Source organism: Actinosynnema mirum DSM 43827, from assembly GCF_000023245.1.
Classification (GTDB): domain Bacteria; phylum Actinomycetota; class Actinomycetes; order Mycobacteriales; family Pseudonocardiaceae; genus Actinosynnema; species Actinosynnema mirum.
Genome location: NC_013093.1, coordinates 6,077,769 through 6,099,229, shown reverse-complemented (window position 1 = coordinate 6,099,229; position 21,461 = coordinate 6,077,769). Strand labels below are relative to the sequence as shown.

Annotated in this window: 18 protein-coding genes; 10 read left to right on the top strand and 8 right to left on the bottom strand. The window is 74.3% G+C overall.

Annotated elements, in window-relative coordinates; translation table 11 throughout:
- The first annotated feature begins 34 nt into the window (after positions 1–34).
- Positions 35–991 (top strand): LLM class F420-dependent oxidoreductase, encoded by a 957-nt coding sequence (locus AMIR_RS25365; RefSeq protein WP_041838338.1) that lies wholly within the window; start codon positions 35–37, stop codon positions 989–991.
- 3 nt (positions 992–994) lie between these two features.
- Here the strand turns inward: AMIR_RS25365 and AMIR_RS25360 are convergent, their stop codons facing one another.
- Complete coding sequence (locus tag AMIR_RS25360) at positions 995–1,447, bottom strand: peroxiredoxin (protein WP_015803827.1); 453 nt, start codon at positions 1,445–1,447, stop codon at positions 995–997.
- A gap of 111 nt (positions 1,448–1,558) precedes the next feature.
- On the opposite strand from AMIR_RS25360, the gene AMIR_RS25355 reads away from it, so the two are divergent.
- The 6 genes from AMIR_RS25355 (at position 1,559) to treZ (ending at position 11,583) form a co-directional block, all read left to right on the top strand.
- Positions 1,559–2,521, top strand: coding sequence for a LacI family DNA-binding transcriptional regulator (locus tag AMIR_RS25355; RefSeq protein WP_015803826.1), 963 nt, complete (start codon positions 1,559–1,561; stop codon positions 2,519–2,521).
- Between the two features lie 334 nt (positions 2,522–2,855).
- Positions 2,856–4,718 (top strand): 4-alpha-glucanotransferase, encoded by a 1,863-nt coding sequence (malQ, locus tag AMIR_RS25350; protein WP_041837011.1) that lies wholly within the window; start codon positions 2,856–2,858, stop codon positions 4,716–4,718.
- 104 nt (positions 4,719–4,822) lie between these two features.
- Positions 4,823–5,161, top strand: a complete 339-nt coding sequence (locus tag AMIR_RS25345) for a hypothetical protein (protein WP_015803824.1) — start codon at positions 4,823–4,825, stop codon at positions 5,159–5,161.
- A 160-nt stretch (positions 5,162–5,321) separates the two neighbouring features.
- Entirely contained in the window at positions 5,322–7,448 is a 2,127-nt protein-coding gene (glgX, locus tag AMIR_RS25340) for a glycogen debranching protein GlgX (RefSeq protein ID WP_015803823.1), read from the top strand.
- A gap of 134 nt (positions 7,449–7,582) precedes the next feature.
- Positions 7,583–9,694: a malto-oligosyltrehalose synthase gene (treY, locus tag AMIR_RS25335; RefSeq protein WP_240439075.1), complete on the top strand. Its 2,112-nt coding sequence runs from the start codon at positions 7,583–7,585 to the stop codon at positions 9,692–9,694.
- Positions 9,691–11,583, top strand: coding sequence for a malto-oligosyltrehalose trehalohydrolase (treZ, locus tag AMIR_RS25330; RefSeq protein WP_015803821.1), 1,893 nt, complete (start codon positions 9,691–9,693; stop codon positions 11,581–11,583). The genes treY and treZ overlap by 4 nt, the downstream gene beginning before the upstream one ends.
- Here treZ and AMIR_RS36210 read toward each other — a convergent pair.
- The gene (locus AMIR_RS36210; protein WP_015803820.1) at positions 11,532–12,023 is read right to left on the bottom strand and encodes an ANTAR domain-containing protein; all 492 of its coding nucleotides are present in this window, start codon (positions 12,021–12,023) and stop codon (positions 11,532–11,534) included. The genes treZ and AMIR_RS36210 overlap by 52 nt on opposite strands.
- A 285-nt stretch (positions 12,024–12,308) precedes the next feature.
- Between AMIR_RS36210 and AMIR_RS25320 the strand changes: the two genes are divergently transcribed.
- Positions 12,309–12,482 (top strand): CsbD family protein, encoded by a 174-nt coding sequence (locus AMIR_RS25320; RefSeq protein ID WP_015803819.1) that lies wholly within the window; start codon positions 12,309–12,311, stop codon positions 12,480–12,482.
- A 1,050-nt stretch (positions 12,483–13,532) separates the two neighbouring features.
- Here AMIR_RS25320 and AMIR_RS25315 read toward each other — a convergent pair.
- The 3 genes from AMIR_RS25315 to AMIR_RS25310 all read right to left on the bottom strand — a co-directional run bounded on the left by AMIR_RS25315 (position 13,533) and on the right by AMIR_RS25310 (position 16,406).
- The gene (locus tag AMIR_RS25315; protein ID WP_015803818.1) at positions 13,533–15,284 is read right to left on the bottom strand and encodes an HEXXH motif domain-containing protein; all 1,752 of its coding nucleotides are present in this window, start codon (positions 15,282–15,284) and stop codon (positions 13,533–13,535) included.
- A complete protein-coding gene (locus AMIR_RS40620; RefSeq protein WP_015803817.1) occupies positions 15,284–15,448 on the bottom strand; it encodes a hypothetical protein in 165 nt (54 codons plus the stop codon). The genes AMIR_RS25315 and AMIR_RS40620 overlap by 1 nt, the downstream gene beginning before the upstream one ends.
- A 442-nt stretch (positions 15,449–15,890) precedes the next feature.
- Complete coding sequence (locus tag AMIR_RS25310; RefSeq protein WP_015803816.1) at positions 15,891–16,406, bottom strand: lytic polysaccharide monooxygenase auxiliary activity family 9 protein; 516 nt, start codon at positions 16,404–16,406, stop codon at positions 15,891–15,893.
- A gap of 470 nt (positions 16,407–16,876) precedes the next feature.
- On the opposite strand from AMIR_RS25310, the gene AMIR_RS25305 reads away from it, so the two are divergent.
- Entirely contained in the window at positions 16,877–17,608 is a 732-nt protein-coding gene (locus AMIR_RS25305; RefSeq protein ID WP_041838335.1) for a dienelactone hydrolase family protein, read from the top strand.
- A 31-nt stretch (positions 17,609–17,639) separates the two neighbouring features.
- Here AMIR_RS25305 and AMIR_RS25300 read toward each other — a convergent pair whose 3' ends face one another.
- The gene (locus AMIR_RS25300) at positions 17,640–18,233 is read right to left on the bottom strand and encodes a TetR/AcrR family transcriptional regulator (RefSeq protein ID WP_015803814.1); all 594 of its coding nucleotides are present in this window, start codon (positions 18,231–18,233) and stop codon (positions 17,640–17,642) included.
- A 51-nt stretch (positions 18,234–18,284) separates the two neighbouring features.
- Here AMIR_RS25300 and AMIR_RS25295 point away from each other — a divergent pair, with 51 nt between their 5' ends.
- The gene (locus tag AMIR_RS25295) at positions 18,285–19,157 is read left to right on the top strand and encodes an SDR family oxidoreductase (protein WP_245554546.1); all 873 of its coding nucleotides are present in this window, start codon (positions 18,285–18,287) and stop codon (positions 19,155–19,157) included.
- A gap of 262 nt (positions 19,158–19,419) precedes the next feature.
- On the opposite strand, the gene AMIR_RS25290 is transcribed toward AMIR_RS25295, so the two are convergent.
- Positions 19,420–20,325: a S66 peptidase family protein gene (locus tag AMIR_RS25290; protein WP_015803812.1), complete on the bottom strand. Its 906-nt coding sequence runs from the start codon at positions 20,323–20,325 to the stop codon at positions 19,420–19,422.
- Positions 20,326–20,440: 115 nt separating this feature from the next.
- A complete protein-coding gene (locus AMIR_RS25285; protein WP_015803811.1) occupies positions 20,441–21,421 on the bottom strand; it encodes a LacI family DNA-binding transcriptional regulator in 981 nt (326 codons plus the stop codon).
- Between the last annotated feature and the right edge of the window lie 40 nt (positions 21,422–21,461).

Here is a 21,461-nt window from a genome sequence, read left to right as displayed (position 1 = left end):
ACGGTGCGTGCACCTGGAGCTCTGGGAGGCCACCGTGGGTCGTTGGGGTGTCACGCTGCCGCTCACCGGGGTCCCCATCCCGGACCACCGCGCCCTCGTCGCCGAGCTCACCGCCCTCGGCTACACCGACGTCTGGTCCGCCGAGACCTCCGGCTCCGACGCGTTCACCCCGCTCGCCCTCGCCGCCCAGTGGTCCCCCGAGGTCCGCCTCGGCACCGCCATCGCGCCCGTCTACACCCGAGGCCCGGCGCTGCTCGCCATGTCGGCCGCCACGCTCGCCGAGGTCTCCGGCGGGCGGTTCGTGCTCGGGATCGGGTCCTCCTCGCCCGCCATCGTCACCCGGTGGAACGGCGCCGAGTTCGCCGAGCCGTACGCCCGCACCCGCGACACCCTCCGGTTCCTGCGCGCCGCGCTCGCGGGGGAGAAGGTCACCCGCGAGTACCCCACGTTCAGCGTCAGCGGCTTCCGGCTTGAGAAAGCGCCCGAGCACCACGTGCCGATCGTGCTCGCGGCGCTGCGGCCGGGGATGCTCCGCCTCGCCGCGCGGGAGGCCGACGGGGCCATCACCAACTGGCTCGCCGCCGAGGACGTCCCGCGCGTGCGCGAGGCCCTCGGCCCCGACAAGGAGCTGGCCGCCCGCATCTTCGTCTGCCCCACCGAGGACGCCGACGCCGCCCGCGCCCTCGGCCGCGCCCTGATCTGCGCCTACCTGACCGTCCCCGCCTACGCCGCCTTCCACGACTGGCTCGGGCGCGGCGAGGCCCTCACCCCCATGCGCGAGGCGTGGGCGGCGGGCAGGCGCACGGAGGCCAACGCGCTCGTGCCCGACGAGGTCGTCGACGCGCTCGTCGTGCACGGCAGCCCCGAGCGGTGCCGCAGCGAAATCGCCCAGTACGCCGCCAACGGCGTCGACACCCCGATCATCGGCCTCCTGCCCACGGGCGAGGACCAGCTCGACCTGGCGCGTCGGCTGGCCCCCGGCGTCGGCTGACCGTCAGCCGCGCTCCCGCAGCACCGCCAGCGCCTTGTCGGCGTGCGCGTTCATCGCGAACTCCGACTTGATCACCTCCAGCACCGTCAGGTCCGTCCCGATCACGAACGTGTGCCGCTTCACCGGCAGCGGCCCGAACCGCCGCTTCACCCCGAACGCCTCGGCCACCGCCCCGTCCGCGTCGGACAGCAGCGGGTAGTCGAAGCTGTTGATGTCCGCGAACTGCTTCTGCCGCGCCACCGAGTCCGTGCTGATGCCCACCCGCTGCGCGCCCGCCTGCGCGAACTCGGCGGCCAGGTCCCGGAAGTGGCAGCTCTCGGCCGTGCACCCGCTGGTCATCGCCGACGGGTAGAAGAACAGCACCACCGGCCCGTCCGCCAGCAGCGCGGACAGGGTGCGCGGTTCGCCGTCCTGGTCGGGCAGCGTGAAGTCGTTGACCGGATCGCCTGGCTTCATCGGGGGGTCCTCTCGACGGGGTGCGGTGCCTGGCCATGATCGTCCCAGGACCGCTCGGCGGCGGGTCGCCGGGAGGTTCTCGATACCCTCGGGTGAAGCCTGGAGGTGGGGATGACCAGCATGTCCGACGTGGCGAAGGCCGCCGGGGTCTCCGCGGCGACGGTGTCGCGCGCGCTGCGCGGCGAGCCGGGGGTGTCGGAGAGCACCCGCGAGCACGTCGCCGAGGTGGCCAAGCGGATGCGCTACGCGATCGCCCGCGACGCCTCCAGCCTCGCGGGCGGCAGGCGCTACGCGGTCGCGGTGCTCACCGCCGACGTCGGGCTCGGCGACCTGCTCGCGGGCGCCGAGTCCGCGCTGCGCGAGGCGGGCTACGACGTGCTGCTGTACGTGCTCAACGACCCCGCCGCGCGCGCCCGCTTCTTCGACCAGGTGCCCACCGGCCGCCGCGTCGACGGGGTGCTGGCGCTGGCCATAAGGCCCACCGAGGCCGAGCGCGCCGCGCTGGACGGGGCCGGTGTGCCGGTCGTGCTGGTGGAGGACGGCGACCTGGGCGAGGCCGTCGCGCTGGCCGCCAGGCACCTCATCGGGCACGGCCACCGCGAGGTCGCGCTGGTGCTCGCCGAGGACGTGGACGAGTCCCTGGACGGGGTGCTGGCCGCCGAGGGGCTGGTGGTGCGTCCGGAGTGGACGGTGTGGTCCTCGCCGACGGTCGCGGGCGGCGAGCAGGTGGTCGACGCGCTGCTCGACGGCGGGGCCCTGCCCACGGCGGTGATCAGCTCCAGCGGCGAGATGGCGCTCGGCGCGTACCTGCGGCTGCGCCGGGACGGCCGCGAGGACGTGTCGGTGGTCAGCCTGGAGGGCGCGGAGCTGGCGCGGGCGGTGGGCATCACCGCCGTGGAGGGCGCGTGGCGCGAACGCGGCGAGCACGCCACGGCCGCGCTGCTGTCCGCCCTGCGCGGCGACGCCCAGCCGCACCCGGAGGCGCTCGCCCCGCCCTCGGCGCAACTCGTGGTGCGGGGGTCCAGCGGTCCCGCGCCGCGCAGCGGCGCGAACCCCACGACCGTCGCACCCTAGGCCCCGGCTGCGACCCGGTGCTCTTGGTCTTTTCTCCGGTTTCGCACCGCGCCCCCACCCCCGAAACCCGTGCGGCGCCTGCGGGTTCGACCGGCCCCCGCTCGGGCATTCCCCCACCGTGGCCGACTCCGCGAACCAGCCGACCAGCACCACGCCCCCGCCCGGCAGCGCCGCCCGGCCCGAGGAAACCGTCCCGCCCGACCCCGCCCCCGAGGCCGGCACCGTTCCCAGCCACTCGACCGGGCCATCCGGTAGTGCGGCTTCCTGCAACCATCGGGTGACCCCGCCTGACCTGCCTGGCCTCGACCACCCGCCCCGGACGAAGCTGTCCAGCGTGGACGAGGAGCTGGCCGCGCTGGCCCGTGCGCACGGAGTCGCCACCTGGTACGAGGACTCGGGCGACACGCGGGTCGAGGTGGACGCCGACGTGGTCGTGGCCGTGCTGGCCCAGCTCGGCGTCGACGCCTCCACCCCGGAGGCCGTCCGCGCCGCGCTCGCCGTCCCGACCCCGCCGCCCGCCACGATCGTCCTGCGCGAGGGCGAGCTCCTGGAGGGCGACGGGACGGTCGCCCTGGAGGACGGCGGTTCCGCCCGGCTCCCGGCCGTCCTCCCGCTCGGCTACCACCGCCTCGGCGCCCGCACCGTCGTCGTCGCCCCGACGAGGCTCCCGCCGGTCCCCAGGGCCTGGGGCTGGATGCTCCAGCTGTACGCGATGCGCTCCGAGCAGTCCTGGGGCATGGGCGACTACGGCGACCTCGCCACCACCGCCCGCCGCTCCGCCACCGAGCTGGGCGCGGGCGTCCTGCTGGTCAACCCGGTGCAGGCCATCAGCCCCACTCACCCGGTCGAGCGATCGCCCTACTCGCCGAGCAGCCGCCGGTTCGCCAACCCGCTGTACCTGCGCGTCACCGACCTGGAGGAGTTCCACCGCGCCCCGGCCGAGGTCCGGCGCGCGGTCGTGGCCCAGCGCCCGGAGAACGCCGACCTGATCGACTACGACGCCGTGTGGGCCGCGAAGAGGGCCGCGCTCGAACTGCTCTGGTCCGACCGCGAGCACGACCTCCCCGAGGACCCCGACCTCCTGGACTTCGCCCGGTTCTGCGCCATCGCCGAGCGGCACGGCCCCGACTGGCGGCACTGGCCCGCCGACCAGCAGGACCCGGCCACCGCCACCGCCGACCCCGAGCGCGTCGCCTTCCACGCCTGGCTCCAGACCCTGTGCGAGCGCCAGCTCGCCGACGCCCGCGCCGCCGCCTCCGCCATGCCCGTCGGCATCGTCCACGACCTCCCGGTCGGCGTGCACCCCGGCGGCGCCGACACCTGGGCCCTGCGCGACGCCTTCGCCGCGGGCGTGCGCGTCGGAGCCCCGCCGGACGCCTTCAACCAGCTCGGCCAGGACTGGAACCTGCCGCCGTGGCGCCCCGACCGCCTCGCCGAGCAGGGCTACGAGCCGTTCCGCGCCGTGCTGCGCGGCGTCCTGCGGCACGCCGACGGCATCCGCGTCGACCACGTCGCCGGGCTGTGGCGGCTGTGGTGGATCCCGCCGGGCGAGCCCGCCAAGCGCGGCACGTACGTGCACTACGACGCCGACGCCATGCTCGCCGTCCTCACCCTGGAGGCGCACCGCGCGGGCGCCGTCGTCGTCGGCGAGGACCTGGGCACCGTCGAGGACCGCGTCACCGAGGAGCTGCACGAGCGCGGCGCCCTCAGCTCCGCCGTCCTGTGGTTCCAGCGCGACTACGACCAGCCCGGCCACCCCCTCATCCCGCCCAAGGGCTGGACCACCTCCGCGATGGCGAGCGTGTCCACCCACGACCTGCCGACGCTCGCCGGGTTCCTGCAGGCCGAGCACGTCCGGATCAGGGCCGAACTCGGGTTGTTTGAAGTCGACCCGAAAGGGGAATTCGAGGCCGCCGAGGCTGAACGAGACCAGTTGGTCGAGCTGCTGCGGCAGGAAGGGGTCCTCGGTGACGACCTGCTCGTGTCGTTCCACGCGCTGCTCGCCGAGGCGCCTTCGGTGCTCGTGCTGACCTCCCCGCAGGACGCGGTGGGCGAGACCCGCCAGCCGAACCTGCCAGGAACCGTCGACCAGTACCCGAACTGGCGCATCCCGCTCCCCGGCGGGCTGGACGCCTTCCTGACCGACCCGCGCGTGCGCGCCATCGCCGCCGCGTTGCGCGCGGGACGTGCCCGATGACGGGCCCGCAGGTCGGGAACACGGCTGTAACCGCAGGCAGCACGCCTGCGGCGTACCGTTCGACCCCGTCATCACCACGACACGGTTGGAGGTGGCACGACCCCGTGAACACCGATCTGGTCATGCCCGCAGCGACAGCGGTCATCCCCGCCCAGCTCACCACGAACCCCGCGGACGAGCTGGAACTGGCGGTCGAGAAGGTCCTCGCCTCGGTCCGCCCCAGCTCCCTCGGCGACCCGGCCGAGGGCTCCCGGCGCGCCGAGAGCGTCCTCCGCGACGCGCTCGACCTGCCGGGCGAGCCCACGAACGAGGCACTGCGGCAGGCGCGCGCCTGCGCCGAGGCCGCCTGCGAGCACCTGCGCTACCAGGAGTTCCAGGAGGCCAGGCTGCTGCTCGTCGCGAGCAGGGGCCAGCTGGTGCGCGCCCACACCGGCAGAGCCTGACCCCGGCACCGGCGGCAGCGGCCCAGCGCGGGGCCGCCACCGCCCGGCCGCCGAACCACGGACCGCCCGGCCGTCCCCGCAGACCGACCCGGTGGTGCACCGCATCGGGACGACCCGGCTCTCCGAGACCCGACTAGGACATGCACCTCTAGGAGCACCGTTGCGGCCCTGGCCTGGAACGCCCTACCCGCTCGGCGCCACGTACGACGGCGTCGGCACCAACTTCACCCTGTTCTCCGAGGCAGGAGAATGGGTCGAGCTGTGCCTGTTCGACGACGAGGGCAACGAGGAGCGCGTCAGGCTCCCCGAGGTCGACGGCTTCGTCCACCACGGCTACCTGCTCGGCATCGGCCCCGGCCAGCGCTACGGCTACCGCGTGCACGGCCCGCACCAGCCTGAGCAGGGCCTGCGCTGCAACCCGAACAAGCTCCTCATCGACCCCTACGCCAAGGCCATCGACGGCGAGGTGAAGTGGCACGAGTCGCTGTTCGGCTACCCCTTCGGCGACCCCGACGCCCGCAACGACCAGGACTCGGCGGGCCACGTGCCGCTGTCGCTCGTGGTCAACCCGTTCTTCGACTGGGCCAACGACCGCCCGCCGAAGATCCCCTACAACGAGACCGTCATCTACGAGGCGCACGTCCGGGGCCTGACGATGCGGCACCCGGAGGTCCCCGAGCGGCTGCGCGGCACCTACGCGGGCCTGGCCCACCCGGTGATCATCGACCACCTGAAGAAGCTCGGCGTCAACGCCATCGAGCTGATGCCGGTGCACCAGTTCGTCACCGACCACGGCCTGGTCGAGAAGGAGCTGCGCAACTACTGGGGCTACAACACGATCGGGTTCTTCGCCCCGCACGACGGCTACTCCGCGCTCGGGCACGACGCCGGCCAGGTCCAGGAGTTCAAGGGCATGGTCAGGGCGCTGCACGAGGCGGGCATCGAGGTCATCCTCGACGTGGTCTACAACCACACCGCCGAGGGCAACCACCTCGGGCCGACCCTGTCCATGCGCGGCATCGACAACCAGGCCTACTACCGCCTGGTCGAGGACGAGCCGAAGTACTACATGGACTACACCGGCACCGGCAACTCCATGAACGTGCGCAGCCCGCACACGCTGCAGCTCATCATGGACTCGCTGCGCTACTGGGTCACCGAGATGCACGTCGACGGCTTCCGCTTCGACCTCGCCGCCACCCTGGCCCGCGAGTTCTACGACGTGGACCGGCTGTCGACGTTCTTCGACCTGGTGCAGCAGGACCCGGTGGTCAGCCAGGTCAAGCTCATCGCCGAGCCGTGGGACGTCGGCCCCGGCGGCTACCAGGTCGGCAACTTCCCGCCGCTGTGGACCGAGTGGAACGGCAAGTACCGCGACACCGCCCGCGACTTCTGGCGCGGCGAGCCCGCCACCCTCGGCGAGTTCGCCTCCCGCTTCACCGGCTCCTCCGACCTGTACAAGGAGGACGGGCGCAGGCCGTACGCGTCGATCAACTTCGTCACCGCGCACGACGGCTTCACCCTCACCGACCTCGTCTCGTACAACGACAAGCACAACCTGGCCAACGGCGAGGACGGCCGCGACGGCGCGGACGACAACCGCTCGTGGAACTGCGGCGTCGAGGGCCCCACCGACGACCCCGAGGTCAACGAGCTGCGCGAGCGCCAGCGGCGCAACCTGCTCACCACGCTGCTGCTGTCCCAGGGCGTGCCGATGCTGCTGCACGGCGACGAGCTCGGCCGCACCCAGCAGGGCAACAACAACGCCTACTGCCAGGACAACGAGCTGTCCTGGGTCGACTGGACGCTGCTGGAGAAGAACCAGCCGCTGCTCGACTTCACCTCGGGCCTGACCGACTTCCGCAAGAAGCACCCGGTGTTCCGGCGCAGGCGCTTCTTCCAGGGCAGGCCCATCCGCAAGGGCGAGGAGCTGCGCGACATCGCGTGGTTCACCCCGGCGGGCGAGGAGATGACCGAGCAGAACTGGGAGGACGGCTTCGGCCGCTGCGTCTCGGTGTTCCTCAACGGCAAGGGCATCCCGGACCTCGACCAGCGCGGCATGAAGGTCGAGGACGACTCGTTCCTGGTGGTGTTCAACGCCCACCACGAGGACATCGAGATCACCCTCCCCGGCGAGGGCTACGGCCCGGAGTGGGCCGTGGTCATCGACACCGCGACCGGCGAGATCGCCGCGTTCCCGCAGGACGAGCCCACGATCCCGGCGGGCGGCAGCGTCACCGCCACCGCGCGCTCGGTCGTCGTGCTCCAGCGGATGGGGGCCGAGTGACCGCGCCCGACCGCGCGACTGCCACCCCCGCGACCGCCCCGGCCACCACGGCCGGGGCGGCCCGCCCGCAGCCGCCCAGCTCCACCTACCGGCTCCAGTTCACCCCCGGCTTCACCTTCGCCGACGCCGAGGCCGTGCTCGACTACCTCGGCTCGCTCGGCGCGGGCGCCCTCTACGCGTCCCCGCTGCTGGAGGCCGTCCCCGGCTCCACGCACGGCTACGACGTCACCGACCCCGCCCGCGCCCGCGCCGACTTCGGCGGCGAGCAGGGCCGGGCGTCGCTGGCCAAGGCCGTGCGCGGCGCGGGCCTCGGGTTCGTGGTCGACATCGTGCCCAACCACATGGCCGTCGACTCCACCCCGGTCAACGCCTGGTGGACCGACGTCATGGAGCGCGGCCAGGGCTCCCCGTACGCCCGCTACTTCGACATCGACTGGTCCGACGGCACGCTGCTGCTGCCGTTCGCGGGCGACGAGGAGTCCGAGGAGGAGCACGAGCACTACCGGCTCGCGTTCTGGCGGCGCGGCAACGCCGAGCTGAACTACCGCCGCTTCTTCGACATCACCACCCTCGCCGCCGTCCGCGTCGAGGACCCCGAGGTGTTCGAGGCCACCCACGGCGAGGTGCTGCGCTGGGTCGCCGAGGGCGACGTCACCGGCCTGCGCGTCGACCACCCGGACGGCCTCGCCGACCCCGGCGGGTACGCCCGCGACCTGGCCGCGCGCAGCGGCGCGTGGGTCGTCGTGGAGAAGATCCTCGGCCCCGACGAGTCGCTGCCGGTCAGCTGGCCCGTCGCGGGCACCACCGGCTACGACGCGCTGCGCGAGGTGTGCGGGCTGTTCGTCGACCCGGCGGGGGAGGGGCCGTTCACCGACCTCGCGGTCGAGCTGGGCGTGCCCACCGACTTCGCCGCCGTCGAGCACGAGTGCCGCGCGCTGGTCGCGTCCACGATCCTGAGCGCCGAGGTGCGCCGGATCGCCGCGCTGCTCGAACCCTCCCTCCCCGAGGGCGTGGACGTCGAGCAGGCCCGCGAGGCCGTCGCCGCCGTCATGGCCGCGTTCCCGGTGTACCGCTCCTACCTGCCCGAGGGCGAGCAGGACTGGGCCACCGCCGTGCGCCGCGCGGGCGGCCCGGCCGCCGAGGCGCTCGACGCCGCCGTGCGCGCCGACCCGACCGGCGAGCTGGCCACCCGCATCCAGCAGACCTCCGGCATGGTCGTCGCCAAGGGCACCGAGGACACCGCGTTCTACCGGTTCACCCGGTTCGTCGCCCTCAACGAGGTCGGCGGCGCGCCCGACCGGTTCGGCGTCACCCCCGAGGAGTTCCACCGCAGGGCCGCCGCCCGCGAGTCCGGCTCCCCGGACACCATGACGGCGCTGTCCACGCACGACACCAAGCGCTCCGAGGACGTGCGGGCCCGGCTCGCCGTGCTCGCCGAGGTGCCCGACGAGTTCGCCGCCGCCGTCCGCCGGTGGAGCGCCGCGCACCCCATCGACGAGCCCAGCCTCAACGCGCTGGCCTGGCAGTCGCTGGTGGGCGCCTGGCCGGTCACCGCCGACCGGATGCGCGCCTACCTGGAGAAGGCGGCCAAGGAGTCCAAGGTCCGCACCACCTGGGTCGACCACGACGAGGAGTTCGAGGCCGCCGTCGACGCCTGGCCCGCCGCCGTGCTCGGCTCGGAGACGGCGGGCGAGGTCGCCGCGTTCGTGGACGGCATCGTGGACGCGGGCTGGTCCAACGCGCTCGGCCAGAAGCTCGTGCAGCTCACCGCGCCGGGCGTGCCCGACGTGTACCAGGGCACCGAGCTGTGGGACCTGTCCCTGGTCGACCCGGACAACCGGCGGCCGGTGGACTACGCGCCCCGGCGGGCCCTGCTGGAGCGCATCGACTCCGGCTGGCTGCCCGACGTCGACGACTCCGGCGCGGCCAAGCTGCTGGTCACCTCGCGCGCGCTGCGGCTGCGCGGGCAGCGGCCCGAGCTGTTCCGCGGCTACCGCCCGGTGCCCGCCGCCGGACCCGCCTCGGCGCACGCGCTCGCGTTCGAGCGCACCGGGCTGATCACCGTCGCGACCCGGCTCCCGGTGGGCCTGGCCCGCGCGGGCGGCTGGGGCGGCACGGTGCTGCCGCTGCCGCCCGGCGAGTGGACCGACGTGCTCACCGGCCGCGTGGTGACCGGCTCCGCGCCCGCGCTGGCCGACCTGCTCGACCGCTACCCCGTCGCCCTGCTCGTGCGAGGAGACCGGTGACCTTCTCCGTGTGGGCCCCCGACCGGGACGGCGTCGTCGTCCGGGTCGACGGGCAGGACCACGACATGACCCCCGTCGGCGGCGGCTGGTGGCACAGCGACGCCACCGGGACCGACTACGCGTTCGTGCTCGACGGCGACGCCCTCCCGGACCCGCGCTCGCTGCGCCAGCCGGACGGGGTGCACGGGCCGTCCCGCGCCTACGACCACGGCGAGTTCGCCTGGACGGACGACCGGTGGACCGGGCGGGCGCTGCCCGGCGCGGTGGTCTACGAGCTGCACGTCGGCACGTTCACCCCCGGCGGCACCTTCGACTCCGCGGTCGAGCGGCTGGACCACCTCGCCGACCTGGGCGTCACCCACGTCGAGGTGCTGCCGGTCAACTCCTTCGACGGGCCGTCCGGCTGGGGCTACGACGGCGTGCTGTGGGGCGCGGTGCACGAGCCCTACGGCGGGCCGGACGGGTTCAAGCGGTTCGTGGACGCCTGCCACGCGCGCGGCCTGGCCGTGCTGCTGGACGTCGTCTACAACCACCTCGGGCCGTCCGGCGCGTACCTGGACCGGTTCGGGCCGTACTTCGCGGGCAGCAACGAGTGGGGCCCCGGCCTCAACCTGGACGGCCCCGGCTCCGACGAGGTGCGGCGGTACGTCGTCGACAACGCCCTCGGCTGGCTGCGGGACTTCCACGTCGACGGGCTGCGGCTCGACGCCGTGCACGCCCTGCTCGACCGGTCGGCCACGCACCTGCTGGAGCAGCTCGCCCGCGAGGTCGACGCGCTCTCCACCGCGCTCGGCCGCCCGCTCACCCTCATCGCCGAGTCGGACCTCAACGACGCCCGGCTGGTCACCGCGCGCGAGGGCGGCGGCTACGGGCTGCACGCCCAGTGGGCCGACGACCTGCACCACGCGCTGCACGTCGCCCTGTCCGGCGAGACGTTCGGCTACTACCCGGACTTCGAGGGCAAGCTGGCGACCACGCTGGAGCGGGTGTTCCTGCACGACGGCACGTGGTCCTCGTTCCGGGGGCGCGCGCACGGCAGGCCGGTGGACCGCGAGCGGCTGCCCGGCTACCGCTTCCTCGCCTACCTGCAGAACCACGACCAGATCGGCAACCGGGCCACCGGCGACCGGCTGACCGCGACCGTCTCCCCCGAGCGGCTGGCGATCGGGGCGGCGATCGTCCTGTGCTCCCCGTACACGCCGATGCTGTTCATGGGGGAGGAGTGGGGCGCGCGCACGCCGTGGCGGTTCTTCGCCTCGTTCCCGGACCCCCAGCTCGCGGAGGCGGTCCGGACCGGGCGGCGGCGCGAGTTCGCCCGGCACGGGTGGGGCGAGTCGGACGTGCCCGACCCGGTCGACCCGGCCACCGTCGAGGCGTCCAAGCTGGACTGGGCCGAGGTCTCGCGGCCCGAGCACGCGCGGGTGCTGGAGCTGCACCGGGCCCTGATCCGGCTGCGGCGCGAGCACCCGGAGCTGGCCGACCCGAGGTTGGACCGGTTCCGCGTGGAGCAGCTCGGGTCGGTGCTGGTGCTCCACCGGGGCGATCTGCGGCTGCTGTGCAACCTCGCGCCCGCCGGTGGCGTTCCCAGTGGTGAGGGCGCGGTCGGCGCCGCCGCTGGTGCGGCTGTCGGGGCTGGTGCGGTGGGCGGCGCCGACGGCGCCCTCGCCCGGCCGGGCCAGTCACGGCCGGGTTCCGCCGACGCGGGCACCCCCGCTTCAGGGGCCCGCGACGCCGAGGTCGACCTCGGCGTCGCGCCCGTCGCCGTCCTGCTCGCCTCCGGTGAGGCGGAGGTGGCGGGACAGGTGCTCAGCCTGCCCGCGGAGACGTTCGCGGTCGTTCAGCTCCCAGGGAGCCAGCCGACCTCGGTGAGCCGCTCGGCGAGGAGCTGACCGGCGAGGTTCACCTGGTCGGTCAGCTGTCTTCGCGCTTCGGGCTCGTGGCCGCTCGACGCCGTAGCCGCGTCGTAGGCGGCCACGAGCTGCCGCGCCGCCTGCACCACGTCGGCCCCCGGCCAGTCGACGGGGGTCGGCACGCCGTTCTGCTCCTCGGACACCTGCACCGCGCGCACCGCGCGGTGCGGCCCGAGCTCGGCCGCGAGGTCTATCAGCTTCACGGCGATGGTGTGCAGCTTGACGTTGTGGTGCTGCGACATGCGGACCAGCAGCTGGAACCCCTGTTGCGGGGTGCACCCCTGCACCGCCGCGATGAGTCCGGTCGCCTGCCCGATCACGGTGCGTGTCTGCACCGCGTTGCGCAATCCCCTCACCTCGGCTTCGAGGCTGGCGATCCGCGCGGTCAGCGAATCGTCCTGGCCCATGTCCCCGACCACGGTCGGGCTCCTCTCGCACGTCGGAACTGGTCAGCGCCTGCCAGCGGTGCGAGGGGACGGACGCGCGTCGACGAGCCAGCTCCGGCAAGCCCACAACGCGAGTTCCCTCGCTGACCCTGGCGCCCTTGTTTGGACGCCCGGTGGCTTGCGGCTGGCTTTTCAACCGCGTAGGACGATCACCGTAGTCGAGCCCTGGTCGTGGTGTGCACCTGAGGTCCCGGTTTCCGCCCGGTGTCGCGGGGGTAGTCAGTGAGAGCACAGCGGACTCCACTGAAAGGACCGGTCATGGGGATCGACGACAAGGCGAGCAACAAGGCCGAGGAGCTGAAGGGCCGTGCCAAGGAGGGCGTGGGCGAGGCGACCGGCAACGAGCAGTGGCAGGCCGAGGGCCGCGCGGAGCGCGCGTCCGGCGCCCTGAAGCAGGGCATCGAGAAGGTCAAGGACGCGTTCCGCAAGTAGTTCCGGCGACGCGTCGGGCCTGCTACTCGGACCCGTGGTGCGATCACCGGTCGTGGAGGGCGCGGGACGCGCCGACGACCGGTCCGGGTGGGACGTTCCACCCGAGCTGCCGCCCGTGAGGGCACCAATTCGGCACTGCGTGGCGTGATGCCGCGCGCCCGGAACACCGCAGGGCCGCCCATCCCCGATCAGTCGGGGGCGGGCGGCCCTGGGCGTTTTTCCTTCCAGGCCTTCCGGGCCGAGGAAGAGACGACCCCGGTGCCGCTTCCCGCGCGCGGAGCTCGGTGCGCGGGCCGAGTGGACTGGCTCGGAGCAGTCGGGGGCGGGTGGCTGCCTGGTATTCGCCAGGCTCAGCCGAGATCAGGCCGGGTCCTAGCGGACAGCCACCTCACGACGAGTCCTATAGCTACACAACTTGGGACCACCTCCTTCCTCGTGTACTCGAACGTTATGCCGGGCGACGGGGGGCGTGCAAACAAAAATCCGCGTGAGGTGCGAGACGTTGCGGGGGCGGGGGAGGAGGCGTAGCGGGGGCGGAAGCGCTTGGCGCGGCAGGACTCCTGACGTGTGCGACATCCGGCGCCGGGACTGCCCGGCAGCGCTTCCCACCAGGGCCTCGTCCGTTGACGCCGCTCGGTGCTGCCGCCTGACGACACCGCCCGCCGCCGATGCCCATCGGCGCCGTTCGCCTGCGCTTCCCGGCAGCGCTGTCCGGAAGGCCCGCTCGCCGGTTTCACCCGCTGGTGCATCCGGCGGCGGCGTTCTCCGAAGTGCCGCCCACCGGCGGTTCCGCTCCCCGCAGGCGCTCTGCGCCAGCGCTCTCCCGGCAGCGCCCTCCCCTCGGCGCTCCTCGGCGTCGCCTTCCGGTCAGCGCCCCCGCCACCTCTCCCGGGTCAACGCCCCCGCTGCCGCCTGGGCCAGCGCTCGCCGCCGTCTCTTCCCGGCCAGCGCTTGCCGCCACTCCTCCTCGGCCAGCGCTCCTGCCACTCCTCCTCGGCCAGAGCCCTCGCCTCCCCGCCCCGCTCAGCGCTCGCAGCCTCCCCGCCCCGGTCAGCGCTCGCCGACCCAGTCCGCCAGCAGCAGCGGGTCCGGCGGGGTTCCGGTGCGGGCCAGGGCGTCCGCGTGCACCGCCCTGACCACCTCCGGCACGGTGAGCAGCGCCTCCCGGCGGGACGCCAGCGCCAGCCCGGCCCACGCCTGGAGGTCGTCCGGCTCGGCCAGCAGGCGCTTGCGGTACCCGGCCACCGCCGCGCGGACGTCGCCGCGCGCGCAGGCCGCGTCGACCTCGTCCGCCATCGGCATCCCCCGCCCCGTGGCGAGCGCGCGCAGCAGCGCGGCCCGTGCGGGCGCCCGGCCCACCCCGGACGGGTCGACCTCCGGCAGGTCCGCCCCGGTCGGGTGAACTTCGGCCCGCACCTGCAACCGGAACGGCTTCGGGCGGCGTTCCAGCCACGCGCCGGTCAGGCAGGACACGTCCGCCGGGTACGGGCGCACGTGCCTGATCCGCCACAGCACCCGCTGCTCGGCCACCACCCGGTCCACCGCCCGCACCACCTCCGCGGACGGCTGGTCGGCGCACGCGTCCAGCCGGTGCGCCGAGGCCGCCAGCAGCGCGCGGCCCTCGGCCGTCAGCGCGGGCTCGCCCAGCACGTTCGCCACGGCGGCGCGGACCTGCGCCCTGCGCAGCGCGAACGCGTACTCGGCGTCCGCCCGCTGCTCGGCGGGCAGCCCGGAGCGCAGCCCGTGCCACAGCTCGGCGACCCCGGTCAGCGCGTAGATCCCGTGCAGCACCGCGCCGAGCGGCCTCGGGTCGTCGCGCCACGGGACGTGGAAGCGCGGCGTCGCGTCGGCCTCGTGCAGCCGCACCACGCCCGCGAGCGCGCTGAGCTTGCCGTGCTGCCGCTCGCGCACCAGCAGCTCCGCCAGCTCGGTCGCGGTCGCGGTCTCCGGCAGCGCGACGGCCCCGAACGCGGCGGCGGACGAGGACCCGTCGTGCTCGGCGCCGGTGGGCGGCACGAGGGTGAGCGGACCGCCTGCCAGCTCGGCGGCGTGGCCGGGCGCGCAGCGCTCCAGCAGCTCCCAGGCCCGGTCGAGCAGCCCGGTCCAGCGGGCCCGGCCGCGCTCGTCCAGCGGCGCGGGCGGGACCGGGTCGGTGAACGCGCGGTGCGGGTCGACGTCCTCCAGCACGGCGGTCAGCGGGTGCTCGCCGGTGGCGCAGCGGTGCGCGTCCACCCGCTGGAAGGCGGCCTCGGGCGCGCCCACCGGGGTGTCGAGCGCGAACCGGCCGCCGTCGTGGCGCAGCGGCAGGTGGGTCGGGTTCCGGTCGGCGGGGCCCGGCGGCAGGGTGAACCAGCCGACCGTGGGCAGGGTGACGACGCCGTGCGCGACGGGGACGTCGAGCTGGAACGGCACGCCCGCGCGCAGCGCCGCGGCGGCGGCCACCGCGCTCAGCGCGCCGAGGTCGGGGCGCGCGCGGGGGCCGGAGGTCAGGCCCAGCGCCAGCCTGCGCAGCGCCCTGACCAGCCACAGGCCGACCGGCGGTGACAGCAGCACGTCGGCGGTGGCCTCGGGGTCGGCGTCGTCGGCGGCGACCAGGACGTGCCAGGCGCGGTCGGCGCACCCGGCGGGGAAGCCCGAGGGGGCGGAGGTGGCGAGCGCGTGGCGCAGGACGAGCAGGTGCTCCTTGCGCTCGGCCAGCGCGCGGTCGCGCAGGGCCTGCGGCGCGCGGCGGTCGGCGGGGCCCGCGAGGACGGCGGAGCACAGCTGCGAGCGGGTGTCGGGGGTCGCGGTGGCCGTGGGCATCAGTCGCACCGCTCGTGGACGAGGTCCTGCGGCGCGGTGGAGCGCACCCTGGCGAGCACGCCCGCCGCCAGCCGCTCGACCACGTCGCCGCCGGGGTCGCCGAGCTCCCGCAGCGGGGTTCTGGCGAGGTCGGGTGGCAGTTCCGCGTGGGGTTGTTTCTGCATGGTCCCTGGTTTTATTCTCGTTTATTCTTGGCCGGTGCTCGGGGTCGCTTCGTGGTGTCGGGTTTTGGTCACCGTATGGCACGGAGCGGGGGCAGGGGAAACCTCCCGCCGAGTTGCAGTGGGGTTGACGTCTGCCTGGTTCATCCATTCGTGATTAATCTGATGGAGTGAGGCGAGGCGGGGTCTACCTGGCGGTTTGCCCCTGCTGTGCGGTTTTGCCGCGTTGTTAGGTGTATTGAGTGATCGCCGCAACCGGCGATGGTGTTCCGTTTCTGTGATGGAACTCTCACCCTTTCGTGGGAAGTGCGCTCCGCGCTGCCCTGTGAATCCATCGGGAATTATTCGGAATAAACGCGGAGCGCCCCGTCCGGGGTCCGGACGGGGCGCTCGTCGGTGCTGTGGACCAGTGCGGTGGACCAGTGCGGCGGATCGTCGGACCGGGTCAGCCCGCGGTCACGTCCACGCAGGAGTAGAACGCGTTCGTGGTGTCACCGATGTTCCAGATGGCCAGCACGGTCTGCCTGCCGCTGGACGGCAGGGTGACGGTGTGCGTCACCACCGCGCCGGGGATCTGGTTGCCGCCGTCGACGACGGCGACCCTGGATCCGTTGACGTAGTACTCGTAGTTGGAGGTGCGGTGGCGGGCGGTGAAGGTCCAGTTGAACGTCACCGTCCGGCCGGTGGAGGTGGCCCTCCACCCCTTGTTGTTGTCGTTCAGCTCGGCGAAGCGCGAGACCCCGCCGTTGCAGCTGCGCAGCCCCTTCGGGCCCTCCACGCTCTGCGGCTCCCACTTGATGTCGCCGCAGGACACGGTGTTCTGCGCGCACTGCGCCTGCCTGCTCGGAGGGGACGAGATGTAGCCGTGCGCGAACGCCTGGGCGCTCGGCAGCGCCACGACGGCCAGCGGCGCGACGAGCGCCCCGGTGGCCAGTGCCGCGATCCTTCGGCGGAGTTGCATGGTCGGCTCCCATCGGACGGGCGGTACGCGGTGAGGCGAACGCCGACCTGGCAGCGTGCGGTGCGAGGAGAGAACCGCATTGGCTCGGTCGTTCACCAATGCGGCGGCCGGTCTAGACCATACTCTGCGTGACCGGGTGGTGACAACGGTCACTCGGGAGGTGAGGGGTGGCCCGACGTCGCGACTCGTTCGAGCCCTGGATCGAACCCGAGGACCCCGCGGAGGACGTCCACGTGTCCGGCCCGCGACGCGGTCGCAGCCCCATTGCGCAGGCAGCGGGCTCGTGTGACGCCCCGCCGGGCCGCGACGCCCTCCCCTGTGGTTCTGCTACCTTCTCGTCGACCGTGCTGCGAGCCGAGGAGGTGGTACCCGTGAACGCTGTGACGTGGGTGCTCCCCTCAGGGGTCGCGGTCGGGCGGTAGGTCGTCCGGGAGCGCCGTTCACCAGCTCTCCCGAAAGGCACGACCATGATCCAGTTCAGTTCCGGGCAGCGCCTCGACGGCGGTTTGCTCGAACGTCCCTTCACGCTCGACGGTGTTCCCGGCCTGCTGTGGACGGCCGGGACCGTCTCGGGAACGGCCCCGGTGATCCTGCTCGGCCACCCCGGTGGGCTCGACGGGATGCGGCCACGGTTGGTGGAGCGGGCGCGGCAGTGCGTCGCGTCGGGGTTCGTTGCGGCTGCCCTCGAACTGCCGGGTGGCGGCGACCGGCCCCGGCTGCCCGACGTCGACCGGGCCCGCGCCGACCTGCGGCGGGCGCTGGAAGCCGGTGAGGCCGTGGCGGACGACGTCGTCGACCGGCTCGTCCTGCCGCTGGTCGAGCGGGCGGTTCCCGAGTGGCGGGCGCTCCTGGACGAGCTGCTCGCGCTGCCGGGGATCGGCGGACCGGTCGGGTACTCCGGTGGGGTGATCTCGATCGGGGTGCGGTTGGCGGCCGTCGAGCCCCGGATCGTGGCCTCGGTGCTGTTCGCGGGCAGCTACGTGCCCCGGAGCATCGTCGAGGAGGCCCGGCGGGTGTCGATCCCGCTGCTGGTCCTGCTCCAGTGGGACGACCGGTGGAACGACCGGGGGATGGCGCTCGACCTGTTCGACGCGCTCGGGTCCGCCGAGAAGACGTTGCACGCCAACACGGGCGGGCACACCGGCGTTCCGGCGTTCGAGGGGGACGACGCCGACCGGTTCTTCCGGCGGCACCTGAGGTGAGCGCGGGGGCCGGGGGCGCGTCCCCCGGCCCTCACTCCTCCCGCGCCTGGCGCTCGATCATGGCCACCAGGGTCGCGACCAGCTCCTCGGCCGTCGCGCCCCACTTGGCCTCGGACGGGTCGCCGTTGGCCTCCATGGTGGTGATGCCGTGCGCGCTGGTCAGCAGCAGTCCCGCGAAGCGGGGGGCCTTGGCCGGGCCGACCAGGTCGGCGACGGCGGCCAGGAACTCCGCCTCCGCGCGGGCCGCCGCGCCCGTGGCCGCCTCGATCGCGGCTCGGTCACCCGACGGATGGGCGAACATCAGCCGGTAGAGGTGCGGGTGGTGACGGCCTGCGGACATCAGGACGCCCAGCGCCCCGGTCAGCCTGGTCGCGGGGGAGCCCGCGCTGCCCGCGCGCACCGCGCCCGCCTCGGCGGCCAAGCGGTCCAGGGCTTCGGCGGCGATCGTGGACAGCAGGCTGTCCTTGTCCGGGAAGTGGCGGTAGGGCGCCCCTCGGGTGACGCCCGCTCGGGCACCCACCTCGCGCAGGGTGACCGCGTCCGGGCCGCCCTCGTCCAGCAGTCCCGCCGCCGCGTCCAGCAGGGCGCGTCGGGTCGCAGCCGCCGACTCGGCTCGGGTGACCATGGTCCGAGCATACAGTTGACGCTGTCATCCGATTTGGCTACCGTCGATCAGGTGACAACGTCATCTGAAATGCCGTCCGGTGATCGCCCGCTCGCCGTCGTGACGGGCGCGTCCACCGGGATCGGCGCCGCCACCGCCCGCGCACTGGCCGGGCGGGGGTTCCACGTGCTCGCCGGGGTGCGGCGGGAGCGGGACGGCGACGCGCTGCGCGGGTCCGGCGTCGAGCCGGTGCTGCTGGACATCACCCGGCCGGAGCAGGTCGCCGCGCTCGTCGACCGGATCGGGGGACGGGGGCTGCGGGCGCTGGTCAACAACGCCGCCGTGTCCGTCAACGCGCCCGTGGAGGCGCTGCCGCTCGACGCGTGGCGGGAGCTGTTCGAGGTCAACCTGTTCGGCCACGTCGCCGTCACCCAGGCGGTGCTGCCCGCGCTGCTGCGCGACGGCGGTGGGCGGGTGGTGAACATCAGCTCGGTCGGCGGCCGGGTCGCCATGGCCACGTACGGGCCGTACGCGGGGACCAAGTTCGCGCTGGAGGCGGTCAGCGACGCCCTCCGCCGCGAGCTCGCGCCGCACGGGGTGCGGGTGGTGGTCGTGGAGCCCGGCGGGGTGCGCACCCGGATGGGCGACCGGGGGATCGCCACCACCAGGCGGCGGGCCGAGGGCATGTCCGACGAGCTGCGGGGCCGGTACGGGCCGCTGGTGGAGGCGGTCACCGCGCACACGGCCGCGCACCTCGAACGGGGCATCTCACCCGAGCGGGCGGCCTCGGTGGTGGCGAAGGCGGTCACGGCGCGCAACCCCCGCACCCGGTACGCCGCCGGGCTCGACGCGGCCGTGCTCACCCGGCTGGCGCGGGTGCTGCCGGACCGCCTCCTGGACTGGGTCGCCGCCGCCAGCCTGCGCCCCTACTACCCGGCGATCTGACTGGCGGGTGACGTGCCTGTCGGGTGACTTGACCGCAGGGCGATCTGACCGCCGGGTGACTTGCCTGTCGGGCGATCTGACCGCCAGGCGATCTGACCGCCAGGCGACTTGACCGCCAGGCGATCTGACCGCCAGGCGACCTGACCGTCGCTGCTCGCCTTCCGGCACCCCGACCGTCCCGCGCACGCCCACCCCTCTGCCCCTACCCCCACGCCGGGCTCCCCCCACGTCCCACCGCCACCGCCTCACCCACCCGCGGCGGTCACCGGGTCGCGGGTTCGGTCGTGAGGGTCCCGGCCTCGGTGTCCAGGCGCCCGACCGGTCCCAGCGCCAAGGACAGCGGGCTGTCGCCGTGCCCCACGTCCACGCCGCCCAGCACCGGCACGGACAGCGCGCCCAGCCGGTCCCGCAGCACGTCGAGCACGGTCCACCCCCGGTCCTCGTAGTCCTCGAAACCGGGGAACCTGCCCAGCGCCACACCCCGCACGCCGCGCAGCGCGCCCGAGCGCATCAGCTGGGTGAGCTGCCGGTCCACCTGCCCCAGCCCGGTGCCGCGCAGGGCCTCCAGGAACAGGATCGCGCCGTCCAGCGGCGGCAGCCCCGCGCCCACCGCGCCCGCCACCGTGCCCAGGTGCCCGCCCAGCACCGGCCCCGAGGCGACGCCGGACACCCCGACCGCCGCCGTCAGCGCCGCCGGGTCCCGGCGCAGGACCGAGCCCGCGCCCTCCAGCAGGGCGCGGGTCGACGCGGCCGAGCGCTCGCCGGACAGGAAGCCGTGCACGCCCGCGATCCGGCAGCCACGCCACAGCGCCAGGTGCAGCGCGGTGATGTCGCTGAAGCCCACCAGCGGCTTCGGGTCGGCGCGCACGGCGTCGAAGTCGATCAGGTCGACGATCCGGTACGCGCCCGCGCCGCCCCGCGTGGCGAACACGGCGCGCACGCCGGGGTCGCGGTACGCCTCGTTCAGGTCGGCGGCCCGGTCCCCGTCGCGTCCGGCGAGGAACCCCCGGCGGTCGAGCGCGTGCGCGCCGACCTCCGGGACCAGGCCCCAGGACTCCAGCACCCGCACGGACTCCGCGAGCAGCTCCTCGCTCGGGCAGCTGGCGGGGGAGACCAGGCGGACGCGGTCGCCCGCGGACAGGCGCGGGGGGATCAGGGTGGTGGGCACCGGGGTGATCTTGGCAGTGCCGTTCCGCCGTCCCGCCGCTAGAGGGATGCGCTGCGCAACCAGAACACCGTCTGGTTCACCAGATCGAAGGTCCCCCACTCGGGACTTCGGTCCCTCACCCCGTGCTGGCGCGAACCCGCAGCGCGGTCGGCAGCACGCGGGTGCTCGGCGGCTCACCGGCCAGCCGCGCCAGCAGCTCGCGCACGGCGGCCCGCCCGCCCTCCTCCATCGGCAGCGCCACCGTGGTCAGGCTCGGGTGGCACACCGCCGAGTACAGCAGGTCGTCGAACCCGATCACGGCCATCCGATCGGGGACCGCCACCCCTCTTTCGCGCAGCCGTTGCAGCGCGCCGAGGGCCATCAGGTCGTTGTACGCGACCAGCGCCGTCACCCCCGCGCCCAGCGCCTCGTCCGCGCCCAGCTCACCGCCCGCGAACGACGGCGGGAACGGCCCGAGCGCCCGCAGCCCCACCCCGTGCTCGTCCGAGGCCGACCGCAGCCCGGCGAGCCGCTCCCCGTTGGTCCACGACTCGTCCGGCCCGCCGAGGTAGGCGCACCGCTGGTGCCCGAGCAGCGCCAGTCGCGCCAGCGCCGCCTCCGCGCCGGAGCGGCTGTCCATCAGCACCGAGGACACGCCGGGCAGCGGCCGGTTGAGCAGCACCGTCGTGCGCAGCGCCACCAGCTCGGCCAGCTCGGCGCCGCCGGTCAGCGGCGAGCACAGCACCAGCCCGTCCACCTGCGGGGCGAGCGAGCGCACCAGCGCGGCCTCCTGCCGCGCGGAGCCGCCGCTGTCGCAGAAGAACACCGACCGCCCGGAGTCGCGCGCGCTCGCCTGCGCGCCGCGCATGACGCCGGGGTAGAACGGGTTGCCGAGGTCGGGGACGACGATGCCGAGGTTGCCGGTGCGCCCCGTGATGAGGCTGCGGGCGGCCGGGTTCGGCTGGTACCCGAGCCGGTCGGCGATCTCCAGCACGCGCACCCTGGTCTCCGCGCGCACCAGCTCGGGCGCGGTGAGCGCGCGCGACACCGTGGACACCGACACCTGCGCCTGCCGCGCGACGTCGCGGATGGTGACCGGGCGGGTGGTGACCGGCATGGCAGAGAGGATCGGTCGGCGCTGGGACGACGTCAAGATC